The organism is Streptomyces sp. NPDC054786, assembly GCF_053611685.1.
On sequence record NZ_JBSHAW010000017.1, the window covers coordinates 22,104 to 35,575 of the forward strand.

The 13,472-nt window shown below is 72.3% G+C and carries 9 protein-coding genes; 6 read left to right on the forward strand and 3 right to left on the reverse strand.

The window, feature by feature from the left end; all coding sequences use genetic code 11:
• Positions 1-110 precede the first annotated feature (110 nt).
• Complete coding sequence (gene malQ / locus ACWGI6_RS16170; protein WP_453268098.1) at positions 111-2,444, reverse strand: 4-alpha-glucanotransferase; 2,334 nt, start codon at positions 2,442-2,444, stop codon at positions 111-113.
• 6 nt (positions 2,445-2,450) lie between these two features.
• The gene (locus tag ACWGI6_RS16175; RefSeq protein ID WP_393906186.1) at positions 2,451-2,720 is read right to left on the reverse strand and encodes a hypothetical protein; all 270 of its coding nucleotides are present in this window, start codon (positions 2,718-2,720) and stop codon (positions 2,451-2,453) included.
• Positions 2,721-3,188: 468 nt separating this feature from the next.
• On the opposite strand from ACWGI6_RS16175, the gene ACWGI6_RS16180 reads away from it, so the two are divergent.
• Positions 3,189-6,347: a beta-N-acetylglucosaminidase domain-containing protein gene (locus tag ACWGI6_RS16180; protein WP_453268099.1), complete on the forward strand. Its 3,159-nt coding sequence runs from the start codon at positions 3,189-3,191 to the stop codon at positions 6,345-6,347.
• Positions 6,348-6,576: 229 nt separating this feature from the next.
• On the opposite strand, the gene ACWGI6_RS16185 is transcribed toward ACWGI6_RS16180, so the two are convergent.
• Positions 6,577-7,113, reverse strand: a complete 537-nt coding sequence (locus ACWGI6_RS16185) for an HNH endonuclease (RefSeq protein ID WP_006605595.1) — start codon at positions 7,111-7,113, stop codon at positions 6,577-6,579.
• A 290-nt stretch (positions 7,114-7,403) separates the two neighbouring features.
• On the opposite strand from ACWGI6_RS16185, the gene ACWGI6_RS16190 reads away from it, so the two are divergent.
• The 5 genes from ACWGI6_RS16190 (at position 7,404) to ACWGI6_RS16210 (ending at position 13,465) form a co-directional block, all read left to right on the forward strand.
• Entirely contained in the window at positions 7,404-8,492 is a 1,089-nt protein-coding gene (locus ACWGI6_RS16190; RefSeq protein ID WP_453268100.1) for a mechanosensitive ion channel family protein, read from the forward strand.
• A 438-nt stretch (positions 8,493-8,930) separates the two neighbouring features.
• Entirely contained in the window at positions 8,931-10,067 is a 1,137-nt protein-coding gene (locus tag ACWGI6_RS16195) for an ROK family protein (RefSeq protein WP_453268180.1), read from the forward strand.
• Positions 10,068-10,246: 179 nt separating this feature from the next.
• Positions 10,247-11,587 carry an ABC transporter substrate-binding protein gene (locus tag ACWGI6_RS16200; RefSeq protein WP_453268101.1) on the forward strand — a complete coding sequence of 447 codons (1,341 nt, stop codon included), beginning with the start codon at positions 10,247-10,249 and terminating at the stop codon, positions 11,585-11,587.
• Between the two features lie 12 nt (positions 11,588-11,599).
• On the forward strand, positions 11,600-12,556 hold the full coding sequence (locus ACWGI6_RS16205) for a carbohydrate ABC transporter permease (RefSeq protein ID WP_453268102.1): 957 nt from the start codon (positions 11,600-11,602) through the stop codon (positions 12,554-12,556).
• Positions 12,557-12,562: 6 nt separating this feature from the next.
• Positions 12,563-13,465, forward strand: a complete 903-nt coding sequence (locus ACWGI6_RS16210; RefSeq protein WP_453268103.1) for a carbohydrate ABC transporter permease — start codon at positions 12,563-12,565, stop codon at positions 13,463-13,465.
• The last annotated feature ends 7 nt before the right edge of the window (positions 13,466-13,472 follow it).

The window sequence follows — 13,472 nt, forward strand, 5'->3', positions numbered from 1 at the left end:
GGTCGGATGTCTGGATGGTTTCCACGGCATGGTGCCGGACGGCGCGGCGTACCGGAAGGGTGTGTGCAGTGGCGGGTTCCCGGCGCTTCCGGCCCTGATCCCGGGGCGGACTACCGCTGCCCGTCGGCCAATTCCCGCATCAACGCATGCAGGCGGGGCGAGGCGGCCAGCTCTTCAAGGCTGAGCGGACGCCCGTCGGGGCCGGCGATCGGCAGGCGCCAGTTCGGGTATTCATCCCATGTCCCGGGGAGATTCTGCGGGCGCCGGTCCCCCACCGCATCGGGCAGCCAGACGCCCACCATCCGTGCCGGGGTACGCAGCAGAAAGCGGTGTACGGCCTTGACGGCCGCTTCCTCGTCGCCCGCCCCTTCGGGCAGCAGGCCGTGCCGCACCAACTCCCGCAGCCACTCGGCGCGTTCGTACCGGGCCCGGGACCGCTCCCGCTCCGGCGGTCCGGCAAGCAGCCCGAGCCGCTCGCGCAGGGCGACGTCCTCGCCGGTCAACCGGGCCGCGGTGGGCGGCAGATCGTGGGTCGTGACGGTGGCCAGACAGGCGCTGCGCCACTCCTCGGGCGCCAGGATGCGGGCCACGGCGACGGGCTCGGGGGCGGCGGTCGGGGCGGACTCGGGGACGGGCTCCGGGTGGGCGTCCGGGGCGGGCTCCGGGTCGGGCGCGGCCACGGCCGTCGGCGCGGGCTCGGGGACGGGCTCCGGAACGGGCTTGTGGGCGGCCTCCGGGTCGGGCCTGTGGGCGGGCTCGGCCACGGCCTCCGGCGCCAGGGCCGCACCGGGGCCGTCCGCCGCCCCGTCCCGCAGCGCCCCGTCCCCGCCCTCGTCCCCGTCCTCGGCCTCCCGCTCCCCGCCCCCGTAGTCCCGCTCGAACCACAGCACCGACGTCCCCAGGACGCCCCGTTCGGCGAGCGCGCCGCGGACGCCCGGCTCGACGGTGCCCAGGTCCTCGCCGATCACCGCGGCGCCGGCCCGGTGCGCCTCCAGGGCCAGCACCGAGAGCATCGCCTCACCGTCGTAGCGGACGTAGGCACCCTCCGTCGGCGGCCGGCCCTCCGGGACCCACCACAGCCGGAACAGCCCCATCACATGGTCGATGCGCAGCGCTCCGGCGTGCCGCAGCAGTCCGCGCAGCAGCTCCCGGTAGGGGGTGTAGCCCGCGGCGGCCAGCGCGTCCGGGCGCCAGGGCGGCAAACCCCAGTCCTGGCCGCGCGAGTTGAAGGCGTCCGGCGGCGCCCCGATGGACATCCCGGCGGCGAAGGCGTCCTGCTGCGACCAGGTGTCGGCGCCGGAGGGATGGACACCGACGGCGAGGTCGTGCACCAGCCCGATGCCCATCCCCGCCTCCCGCGCGGCCCGTTGCGCGGCGGCCAGCTGCTGGTCGGTGAGCCAGACGAGCCGGCAGTGGAAGTCGATCCGGTCCAGCAGCTGGGGCCGCAGCCGGGCCGTGCCCGGGGAGCGCGGATCGCGCAGCCCGTCGGGCCAGCCGCGCCAGTCCGGACCGTGCCGCTCGGCGATCGCGCACCAGGTGGCGTGGTCCTCCAGCGCCTCGCCCTGCTCGGCGAGGAAGTCGCAGTACGCGGCCCGCCGGCCCGGGGTGAGCGGGATCGCACACACCAGCTCCAGGGCCTCGCGCTTGAGCGCCCAGACCGCGTCCCGGTCGATCAGCGCGCCCCCGTCGAGCACCCCGTCACGCAGCGCACGGGCCTGCCCGGTCAGCTCGTCGGCCCGTAAGCGTGCGGCGCCGGTGAGCTGGGCGTACTCCGGGATGTGTGCGATCCGCAGATGGACCGGGTCGGGGAAGCGGCGCGAGGAGGGCCGGTAGGGCGAGGGGTCGGTGGGCGGACCGGGGACGGCCGCATGCAGCGGGTTGAGCTGGAGGAAGCCGGTGGCCAGGGCGCGTCCGGACCAGGCGGCGAGGTCGGCGAGGTCTCCCAGGTCGCCCATGCCCCAGGACTGCCGGGACAGCAGCGAGTAGAGCTGCACCAGGAAGCCGTGGCTGCGGCCGGGCGGTGCGGGCACCCGGTCGGGCGCGACGATCAGCCGGGCGCGGGCGCTGCGGCCGTCGGGGGCGCGGGCGTGCAGCAGATGGACGCCGAGGGGCAGCCGGGTGAGGGCCGCCGGCTCGGACGCCGCCAGGTCTTCCGTGGCCGCGCCGCTCTCGGTCTCGACCCGCAGGACGGTGCCTTCGGGGAGACCGGCGAGGTCGGGCGGCCGGTCCGGGCGGGCGACGACGGTGCCGGGAAGCAAGAGGCGGCCCGCGCCCTGCTCGTACGCGGCCAGGGCGGTGCGTACTGCGTGCGGGGTGGAGGCATCGACTCCCAGTGCGGCGAGCACGGCGACGACGGTGTCGCCGGTGATCGGGACGCTCCTGCCCGGCGAGGGCTCGTAGGACGTGGCGATGCCGTGCAGCCGGGCGAGCCGCGCGCGGCCCATGGGTCCTCAGACCTCCATGGACTCCGTACCCAGGCCGGCGGCTGTCGGCTCGCTGGTCAGCGGCAGCTCGGCAGCGATCGGGACCTCACTGGTCAGCGGCGCGGCATCGGCGAGCGGGGGCTCGCTGGTCAGTGGCGGCTCGATGAAGCTGAAGGATCCGGAGCCGTCCAGGCCGGAATCGGGGTCGGACACCCCGTCGAAGATGTCGGGCTCCATCGTCGCACCTCCCGGTTTGGAGGACAGAGCGTCGAGGAGCAGCTGAGCGGATGCGGCCACGAGGGCCTCCCGTTCATCGGTAATGGGACAGGTGGGCCCTACCCACTCGACACGATCGCAGACGCATCTGCTCACGAAACGTGACCCACGTCACATTATGCCTCACGCAGGCGATTTCACTGTGGGGGAGCCCGGCGGACGCAGAGAACGCCGGGAAAGCGGGCATCGGGACGGAAACTCTGCGGCCCTGCGAACCCCCGGATACCGCCCTCGGAACGGCCGGAGGCCACTACCGGCCAAACTGTCCGGGACCCCCGCCATCGCCTTGTTGACACCCGAACCGCCACAATGGTGGGCTCACGGCCGAAGGTCTGTCCGAACGGGCATCGGCGGGGAAAAACGGGGCGCCGGTGCAGACCGGCGAGTGATGGACGGGGACGAGGAGCAGCCGTGCGAGGCCGGGGCGTATGGAGCGTCGGAAGTATCGGTAGGAGCGGCAGGGGGAACGGCGCGGGCGCCCGTGCGCGGGTGGCGGGGACCACCGCGCTGGCCGCCGCCGTCATCGGAGGCCTGCTCGGCGGGGTACCCAGCGCCCAGGCGGCGCCCGCGGACCCCGCCATCGGCGCCCCCGACCAGCCGGACCGGCCGGCCGACGGCGGGCAGCTGCCCGCCGTCTGGCCGCGCCCGCAGTCGATGCAGGAACTCGGCGCCGCCGTGCCGCTCGGCGGCGAGGCGACGCTGGTGGCCGCACCGGACACCGACCCCTACGCGCTGGACGTCCTGCGCGGACTGCTGCGGGACGCCGGGGTGCACACGGTCCACCGGTCGGCGCCCGGCGACCGGCTGCCCGCGGCCGGGCCGGTGATCCGGGTCGGCGGCAAGCAGGCCACGGACGCCCTGCGGGCGCTGCGGGCACCGGCCCGCGGGGATCTGCCCGCCGGCGGCTACCGGCTGGCCGTGGGCCAGGTCGCGGGCCGGGACACCGTCGCCCTGGACGGTGTCGGCCCCGACGGGCTCTTCCACGCCGCGCAGACGCTGCGGCAACTGGTCACCGACGGCCCGGGGGGAGATTCCGGCCGGGGCGGTGGCGGGAGTCGGGCGGGCGGCCGGCAGCTGGCCTCGGTGACCGTACGGGACTGGCCCGGCACGGCGGTCCGCGGCACCACCGAGGGATTCTTCGGGCAGCCCTGGAGCCAGTCCCAGCGGCTCGCCCAGCTGGACTTCATGGGCCGCACCAAGCAGAACCACTATCTGTACGCGCCCGGCGACGATCCGTACCGCCAGGCCCGGTGGCGCGACCCCTACCCGGCCGACCGGCGGGCCGAGTTCCGGGCGCTGGCCGAGCGGGCCCGCGCCAACCACGTCACGCTGGGCTGGGCCCTCGCCCCGGGCCAGGCGATGTGCCTGTCGTCCGAGGAGGACCTGCGGGCGCTGCGGCGCAAGGTGGACGCGATGTGGGCGCTGGGGGTGCGCTCCTTCCAGCTGCAGTTCCAGGACGTCAGCTACAGCGAATGGCACTGCGACGCCGACGCGGACGCCTTCGGCACCGGCCCCGGGGCCGCGGCCAGGGCCCAGGCCCGGGTCGCCAACACGCTCGCCGAGCATCTGGCGCAGCGGCACCCGCAGTCCGCGGCGCTCTCGCTGATGCCGACCGAGTACTACCAGGACGGCTCGACGGCGTACCGCCGGGCGCTGTCCGATGCGCTGGGCGACCGGGTCGAGGTGGCCTGGACCGGTGTGGGCGTGGTCCCGCGGACCATCACCGGCGGGGAGCTGTCCACCGCCCGCCAGGCGTTCGGCCACCCCCTGGTGACCATGGACAACTACCCGGTCAACGACTATGCCCAGGACCGGATCTTCCTCGGCCCCTACCGGGGCCGGGAGCCGGCCGTCGCCACCGGCTCCACGGCGCTGCTCGCCAACGCCATGCAGCAGCCGCTCGCCTCGCGCATCCCGCTGTTCACGGCCGCCGACTATGCGTGGAACCCGCGCGACTACCGCCCGGCCCAGTCCTGGGACGCGGCCGTCGACGATCTGGCGGGCGGCGATCCGCGGGCCCGTGCCGCGCTGCGCGCGCTGGCCGGCAACGCCTCCTCCTCGGTGCTGGACCGCACCGAATCCGGCTATCTGCAGCCCCTGATCGACCGCTTCTGGAAGGCTCGCGAGGTGGCGGTCAACCACGGCCGGCCCGGCCGGGACCCGGACCTCGCCAAGGCGGCCAAGGCACTGCGGGCCGCGTTCCGCACCATGAGCACCGCGCCCCGGGACCTGCGCTCGGACCTGGCCGCGGAGATCCGTCCCTGGGCCGAGCAGCTGTCCCGCTACGGCAGCGCCGGTGCACAGGCCGTCGACACGCTCATGGCGCAGGCCCATGACGACGGTGACGCCGCCTGGTCGGCCCAGCGGGCGGTGCAGCAACTGCGCAAGGAGTGCGCGCACAGCCCGGCGACGGTCGGCAAGGGGGTGCTGGCACCGTTCCTGGAGCGGGCGATGACCGAGGCCGACGCCTGGACCGGCGCCCGCCACGACGCCCCCCGGCCCGACGACGGCGCCGCTCCGACGTCCCTGACCGTCCCCTTCGAGCGGACCCGCCCGCTGGCCGCGGTGACCGCGCTGACCGATCCGGGCCCGTCCGCGGGTGCCGTCTCCCTGGAGGCGCACGTCCCGGGCGAGGGCTGGCGCCGTCTCGACCGGCTCTCCGCCACCGGCTGGACCGAGTCGAAAACGCCCCGGCTGCGCGCCGACGCGGTACGGCTGACCTGGGCGAAGGGGGCGGACGCCCCGACCGTCCACGCAGTCACCCCGTGGTTCGACGACACCTCCGCCGCCGGGCTCGAACTGTCCCGCAAGGAGTCCGACGCCCCGACCGGCGGCAGCGCGACGGTGGACGCCCGGATCTACTCCCGCCGCCCCGGCGATGTCCGCGGGAAGCTGACGGTCAAGGCGCCCAAGGGCTTCACCGTGCACGCCCCCAAGGAGGTCACCGCACCGCGCGGCGGCACGGCCATGGTCCGTATCACGGTCGATGTCCCCGAGGACGCCCCCTCGGGGACATATGAGATCCCGGTGAGTTTCGGCGGCGCGGAGCGGACGCTGACCGTGCGGTCGTATCCGCGCACCGACGACAAGGACCTGGCGCGCGGCACCGTCGCCACCTCATCCGGGGACGAGGCCGCCGGCTTCCCGGCGTCGGCGGCCACCGACGGCAACCCCAGGACCCGCTGGTCCTCCACCGCCGAGGACGGCGCCTGGCTGCAGTTCGCGCTGGCCCATCCGACCCGCCTCGGCCGGCTCGTCCTCAACTGGCAGGACGCCTACGCCGCCCGCTACCGCATCCAGGTCTCGCCGGACGGCCGCAGCTGGCGCACGGCGGCCACGGTCCGGGACGGCAAGGGCGGCCGCGAGTCCGTCCGGATGGACGCCAAGGACGCCCGGTTCGTCCGCATCCAGGGCGACAAGCGGGCCACCCGCTTCGGCTACTCGCTGTGGTCGGTGGAGGCGTATGCGGTCGCAGACCGCGGGAGAGCAGACGCAGACCATGGGACGGCAGACCGCGGGCCGACGGACGCAGGTCGCGGGCCGGCGGACGCGGACCGCGGGCCGGCAGACGCGAACCACGGGTCAGCGGGCGGGAACCACGGGTCAGCAGGCGGGGACCACGGGTCAGCACCTGCTGACCGGGGGTGAGCGGTGCGGCGTACGCGGTGACCGCCGTCATGGGCACGGGAGAGCCGTACGGCGTGCGGGCCGCGGCCGGGCACCGCGGGTGAGCCGTAGCACGGAGAAGGGCTGCCGTCGTGGGCGCCGCGGGACCCTCGTCGTCGTGGCGGTCGGCCACGGGGCGAGGGTCCGGCGGCGTCCGCCCCGGCCGGAGCGAGACGTTCGACACCACCGTCACGGACGGAGAAACCCGGACCTACGCCGATACGGCGTCGATCCGGGCCAGGGCGTCATCCGCGCCGTACGGCTGCAAATATGGCAGCCAGCGCGGGTCACGATGGCCCGTGCCGATGATCCGCCACGCCAGTCCTGACGGCGGGGCGGGCTGATGCCGCAGCCGCCAGCCGATCTCGGCGACATGGCGGTCGGCCTTGACGTGGTTGCAGCGCCGGCACGCGGCGACGACGTTTTCCCAGGTGTGCTGACCTCCGCGGCTGCGCGGGATGACGTGGTCGACGCTGGTTGCGACGCCACCGCAGTACATACAGCGCCCGCCGTCACGGGCGAACAGCGCCCGGCGGGTCAGTGGCACGGGGCCGCGAAAGGGCACCCGCACAAACCGCTTCAAGCGGACCACACTCGGAGCGGGTATGACATGGGTCGCACTGTGCATCAGGGCGCCGGACTCCTCGAGGCTCACAGCCTTCTCATTGAGTACGAGGATGAGCGCGCGGCGGAGCGGTACGACGCCGAGCGGCTCGTACGACGCGTTGAGGACCAGGACATGCGGCACGGGTGCCTCCTTGTACGCCGGCGGCGCGTGGCTCGCGCCGGGACGATCTCCCCACAGTGTCCCCCGGTGCCTGGTGGGAGCGCCACCATGACCGAGTAACGGGTCGGAGGTGTTTTCCACCACACATCCGGCACGCCCGTCCGGATCCGGCTCATTCGGGCCCGCGCACAACTATCCGACTCGAACAAGGGCGCGGACCGCTCCCGTTGCCCCGTTAGTGTGGTTGGTCTGCCCGGTTCCTGGGGTCCCCCCGAGGCCCGGGTCTGCTGTCCCACACGGAAGGTTCGACTGTGTTCTGGTCCGCTTCGCCGGCCGCTGCCGCGCACCTGAGCGCCGCCACGCCCGGCTCATCCGGCCCGACGTCGCTCGACGACGCCACCCAGAAGGCCACCAACGCCGCCGGCTGGGTGCAGGAGAACTGGGGGACGTGGCTCACGTCCGGCCTGCAGATCTTGCTGATCATCGTGATCGCGGTGGTGCTGCGGCATGTGATCCGCCGCACGATCACCAAGCTCATCGAGCGGATGAACCGCACCGCGGCCGCCGCCCAGGGCACCGCGCTGGGCGGTCTGCTCGTCAACGCCGAGCGACGCCGGCAGCGCTCCGAGGCCATCGGCTCGGTGCTGCGCAGCATCGCCTCCTTCGTGATCATGGGCACCGCCGCCCTGACGGTGCTCTCCGTGCTGAAGATCAACCTGGCGCCGCTGCTGGCCAGCGCCGGTGTGGCCGGTGTCGCCATCGGTTTCGGCGCCCGCAACCTCGTCACCGACTTCCTCTCCGGCGTCTTCATGATCCTGGAGGACCAGTACGGCGTCGGCGACGAGATCGACGCGGGGGTGGCCACCGGTACGGTCATCGAGGTCGGCCTGCGCGTCACCAAGCTGCGCGGCCCCAACGGCGCGATCTGGTACATCCGCAACGGCGAGGTCAAGCGGATCGGCAACCTCAGCCAGGGCTGGTCCACCGCCGCCGTCGATGTGGTGATCGCCGCCGACCAGGACCTGGAACGCGCCCGCGAGACCATCACCGGCGCCGGCGAGGAGATGTTCAAGGCCGAGCCCTGGAACGAGCAGCTGTGGGAGCCGGTGGAGGTCCTCGGCCTGAGCGAGGTGCACCTGGACACCGTCACCATCAGCGTCTCGGCCAAGACCATGCCCGGCAAGGCCGCCGGTGTGGAGCGCGAACTGCGCTGGCGCATCAAGCGCGCCCTGGACGGCGCCGGCGTCCACCTCGCCCCGCGCCCGGCCCCCGAGGACGAGGACGAGGAGGCCGCCGACCCCAGCGACGCCGTGGCCGCCCCCTCGGCCCTCAACAACCCGCTCTCCCCGCAGTCCCTGGCGACCAGCCCGATCGCGTCGCCGTCGAAGATGGGGAAGTAGCACCCACCGCGTTCGTCGCCGCGACGCCCCGGACTCGTTCGTCGAGCCCGGGGCGTCGCGGGTTCGTGGGCATCGCGGGTTCATGGGCATCGCGGGTTTTCGTGGGCATCGCGTACGGAGACGTCCGGGAACCGGATGCCGCTGCTCCGCGGCCTGTTGCTGCTGCCGGCCGTGAGGGTGATCGGCTCGACGCCGTGGTCCTGCCCGCACAACGGCAGAGCCCGTTCTCCGTCTGTCGTGTCCGGGGTCGCGTGCAAGGTCAGCCTGCCGTACCCATTGACTCGCCCCTGCCCGCCGCCTACCTTCCTGTTCATCGATTGGAAGGTTTCTTAACAGATGCTCGGCGGGCGTCACGGCCGCCGGTGAACGGGGGTGACGGTCATGGCCGGTGGGCAGAGCGCGCAGGGGACGCCCGGGACGCCGCGGGTGTTGCGGGCCATGAACGACCGGGCGGCGCTCGATCTGCTGGTGTCGCAGGGGCCGCTGACCCGTACGCAGATCGGGGAGCTGACCGGGCTGTCGAAGCCCACCGCCTCGCAGCTGCTGGCGCGGCTGGAGGCCGCGGGACTCGTACGGACGACCGGGAACGTGACCGGGCGGCCGGGGCCCAGCGCGCAGCTGTACGAGATCAACCCGACGGCGGCGCATATCGCCGCGCTGGCCGTCGATCAGCTGGGGATCACCGCCGCGGTCGCCGACATCACCGGGCAGGTGCTCGGGGAGGAACGGGTCGACACCGATGCCGTTGCCGAGGACGCGCCGAACCGGACCGCGCAACTGGTCGCGCGGGCCGTCGACGGGGCGCTGGCCAAGGCAGGGCTGGAGCGCGAGCAGCTGCACGGGGCGGTGATCGGCACACCCGGAGCGCTGGACCCGCAGACCGGGCGGCTGCGCTATGCGCCACATCTGCCGGGCTGGCACTCGCGGGCGCTGAAGGAAGAGCTCGCCGAGGTGCTGGGCACGCCGATCACCATCGAGAACGATGTGAATCTGGCGGCGGTCGCCGAGCAGCACGACGGGGCCGCACAGGACTTCGACGACTTCGTGCTGGTGTGGGCCGACGAGGGGGTCGGCGCCGCCATCGTGCTGGGCGGCCGGCTGCTGCGCGGGGCCACCGGCGGCGCGGGCGAGATCGGCTATATGCCGCTGCCCGGCGCCCCGTTGTCCCGGGGCGGCGACCGCAGCGCCGCGCAGGCGGACGCCGGCGGCGGCTTCCAGCGGCTCGTCGGCTCGCCGAGCGTGATCGCGCTGGCCCGGGAGTACGGGGCCCCACAGGTCCGTACGGTCGCCGAGGCGCTGGCACACGACGAGGTCCGCGCCAAGATCGCGCGGCGGCTGGCGACCGGGATCGCGGCCGTGGTCGCGGTCGTCGACCCGCGGCTGGTGGTGCTCTCCGGTGAGGTCGCCCAGGCCGGCGGGGAGGCGCTGCGCGCCCTGGTCGAGGAGGAGTTCACCGGGCTCGCGCTGCCCCGCCCCGCATTGCGCCTGAGCCATATCGACGGCCCTCCGATCCTGATCGGCGCACTGCGGACGGCGCTCGCGGATGTGCGCGATGCGGTGTTCCGCACCGGCTGAGCGGCACGCCGGGCGCGATGCCTGCGCGGGCCGGCCGGACGGTGCCGTAAAGCCGGACCGGCCGGGCGCGGTGCCGTTGCCGGACCGGCCGGACACTTCCGGCGCCGGACCGGCCAAGTGGACGACCACGCACGTCACTCGGTCACTTCCCCCTCCCTCCGCAGCAAAGGAAGTCCGCCATGCCGTTTCCGCGTCCGCGTGTCTGGTTGTCGGCGGTGCTGGCCGGCGCCGGGCTGCTCGTTCCGGGCTGCGCCAATCCCGGCGTCGGCAGTGCGCACGACGATCCGGCCGAGCCGGCCACGCTCACGTTCTGGCACGGCTGGTCCACCGCCGGCGAACGGAAGGCCATCAATGACAGCGTCGCCCGCTTCGAGAAACGGCACCCCAACATCACGGTGAAAGTGGTGCCCGATGTCACCGACGAGACCATGAATCAGGCACTGCGGGCCGGCGGGGACGAGGCACCCGATGTGGTGTCGTCGTTCACCACCAACAATGTGGGGCAGTACTGCTCGTCGGGCATGTGGGTGGACCTCGATCCGTTCCTGAAGAAGACCGGGGTGGACAAGGAAAAGGTCTTCCCCAAGACCTTCCTGGATTACACGAGTTATGAGGGCGAGCAGTGCGCCTTGCCCCTGCTCGCCGATTCCTACGGGCTGTATTACAACAAGGACGCGTTCCGGAAGGCCGGTATCAGACGGCCGCCGCACACCATGTCCGAGCTGAAACGGGATGCCGTCAAACTCACCCGACGGGACAGGAACGGCTCGTACGAGCAGGTCGGCTTCATGCCCAACTTCCGGCTCTACCAGAACAGTCCGGACCGGATGCTCGCCCAGTGGGGACCGGAGTACTTCGACAAGAACGGCAAGGCCAGGCTCGCCAAGGACCCGGCCGGCAAGAAATTCTTCGCCACCACCCGCGCGTTGATGGACGCCCAGGGCGGCTACGGGCCGTTGGAGAAATTCCGGACCACCTTCGGCGATGAGATGTCGTCGCAGAACGCCTTTCTGACGCAGAAGCTGGCCATGCACCTGGACGGCGAGTGGCGCGGACTGATGCTCCGCCAGGCAAAGGCACCCTTCCACTGGGGCACCGCGCCGATGCCGGTCCCGGACGACCAGGCGGACACCTACGGCCGGGGGTATCTCACGGGCACCGTCGCCGGCATCGCCCACAGCAGCCGGCACCAGAACGCGGCGTGGGAGCTGGTGAAATTCCTGACCGTGGACACCGACCAGGTGGTCCGGCTCGCCAATGCCATCCATAACGTGCCGTCGACGCAGGCGGCGCTCAATTCGCCCGAACTGGACGCCGATCCGACGTTCCGCACGTTCCTCGATATCGCGCAGAACCCGCACAGCGTGGCCCTGCCGCCGTCCAACAACGGCGGGCAGTACGTCACCACGCTGCAGGACTTCTCCTACCGCGTCGAGGCCGGAAAGGTCCCCGATCTCGACGCCGGCCTGCGCGGACTCGATGCCCAGATCGACGCCGACAACCTTCAGTCCGAGAACTGACGGAGAACCGACATGGCATCCACCACTCTCACGCCGCCCGCACTACGGCGAAAGCGCACGCGCGCGCGGCTGCGCACCCTCGGCTTTCTCTCCCCCTGGCTCATCGGCTTCTCGGTCTTCTTCGGCTATCCGCTGATCGCCACCGTGTACTTCTCGTTCATGCACTACAACCAGATCGAACCCCCGGATTTCGTGGGGCTGCGGAACTGGAAATATGTGCTGACGCAGATGCCGCTGCTCGGGCCCGCACTGTGGAACACCCTGTGGCTGGTCGTGGTGATGGTCGCGCTGCGGGTGCTCTTCGGACTGGGCGTCGGCCTCCTCGTCACGAAAATCAAGACGGGCGTCGGCCTCTTCCGTACGGCCTTCTATCTGCCGTATCTGGCACCCCCGGTGGCGGCCACCGTGGCGTTCGTCTTCCTGCTCAACCCCGGCACCGGCCCCGTCAACGACATCCTCGGGGCGATCGGCATCCCCGCCCCGTCCTGGTTCAACGACCCCGCCTGGGCCAAACCGTCGCTGGTCATGCTGTCCCTGTGGGGCATCGGCGACCTGATGGTGATCTTCGTGGCGGCGCTGCTGGACGTCCCCAGGGAACAGTACGAAGCCGCCGAGCTGGACGGGGCCGGTGCCTGGGGGAAGTTCCGCTATGTCACCTGGCCGTCGCTCACCCCGATCGTGATGTTCGCGGTGGTCACCGGCGTCGTCCAGACCATGCAGTACTACACCCAGGCGCTGGTCGCCGGAAAGCTCGCCTCCGGCATCTCCATCGGCCCCGGCACGGTCATCCAGCCCGGCTACCCGGACCACTCCACCCTCACCGTCCCGCAGCTCGTCTACTCCCTGGGCTTCCAGAACTTCAACACCGGCGCGGCGTGCGTGCTCTCCCTCGTGCTGTTCGTCCTCGCCATGGCCGTCACCACCCTGCTGCTGCGCAAACGCGCCGGCCTGCTCCGGGCGGAGGACTGATCCGACATGGCCACCACGACCCTCGACACGCGCCGCGCCCCGGCCCGCGGCGGCACCGCCGTCGGCCCGGCCGGCCGCGCCCGCCGCACCCGGCTGCTGCACTGGATCGCCGTACACGCCGTCGCCCTCGCCGCCGCGCTGTTCTTCGTCCTCCCGTTCGTGTTCGTCTTCCTCACCTCCGTCATGAGCGACGACCAGGCGATGAGCGGCGAGTTGTGGCCCCACGCATGGCACTGGTCCAACTACGTCACCGTCTTCCGGACCCCCGGGTTCCTGGACTGGTGGAAGAACTCCCTGCTGTACGCGGGCCTGGGCACCCTGTTCACGGTCTGCTCGGCCGTCCCCGTCGCCTATGCGCTCGCCAAGTTCCGCTTCCGCGGCCGGCGCACCGCGCTGATCCTGGTCATCTCGACGATGATGCTGCCGCCGCAGGTCATCGTGATCCCGATGTATCTGGTCTGGGCACAGCAGCTGCATCTGGCCGGGTCGCTGTGGCCGCTGATCATCCCGATGGCATTCGGCGACGCGTACTCGATCTTTCTGCTGCGGCAGTTCCTGCTGACCATCCCGCCGGAGTACATCGAAGCGGCGAAGGTCGACGGCTGCGGGGAACTGCGCACCCTGCTGAAAATCGTCGTGCCGATGGCCAGGCCCGGCATCGCCGCCATCGCCCTCTTCCAGTTCTTCTACTGCTGGAACGACTACTTCGGCCCGCAGATCTACGCCGCGCAGAACCCGGCGGCCTGGACGCTCTCCTACGGGCTGGAGTCCTTCAAGACCGCCCACAGCGTCAACTGGAACCTCACCATGGCGGCGACGCTGCTGGTCATGGCGCCGGTCATCATCGTTTTCTTCTTCGCACAGAAGGCCTTCGTCGAAGGCGTCACGCTCACCGGAGTGAAGGGCTGATCCTGCA

Excerpts from the sequence above, each read along its gene's own strand:
- malQ (WP_453268098.1), bottom strand. The coding sequence starts at position 2,444 with ATGGGCCGCGCGCGGCTCGCCCGGCTGCACGGCATCGCCACGTCCTAC.
- ACWGI6_RS16195 (WP_453268180.1), top strand. The coding sequence starts at position 8,931 with ATGAACGACCGGGCGGCGCTCGATCTGCTGGTGTCGCAGGGGCCGCTG.
- ACWGI6_RS16200 (WP_453268101.1), top strand. The coding sequence starts at position 10,247 with ATGCCGTTTCCGCGTCCGCGTGTCTGGTTGTCGGCGGTGCTGGCCGGC.
- ACWGI6_RS16205 (WP_453268102.1), top strand. The coding sequence starts at position 11,600 with ATGGCATCCACCACTCTCACGCCGCCCGCACTACGGCGAAAGCGCACG.
- ACWGI6_RS16210 (WP_453268103.1), top strand. The coding sequence starts at position 12,563 with ATGGCCACCACGACCCTCGACACGCGCCGCGCCCCGGCCCGCGGCGGC.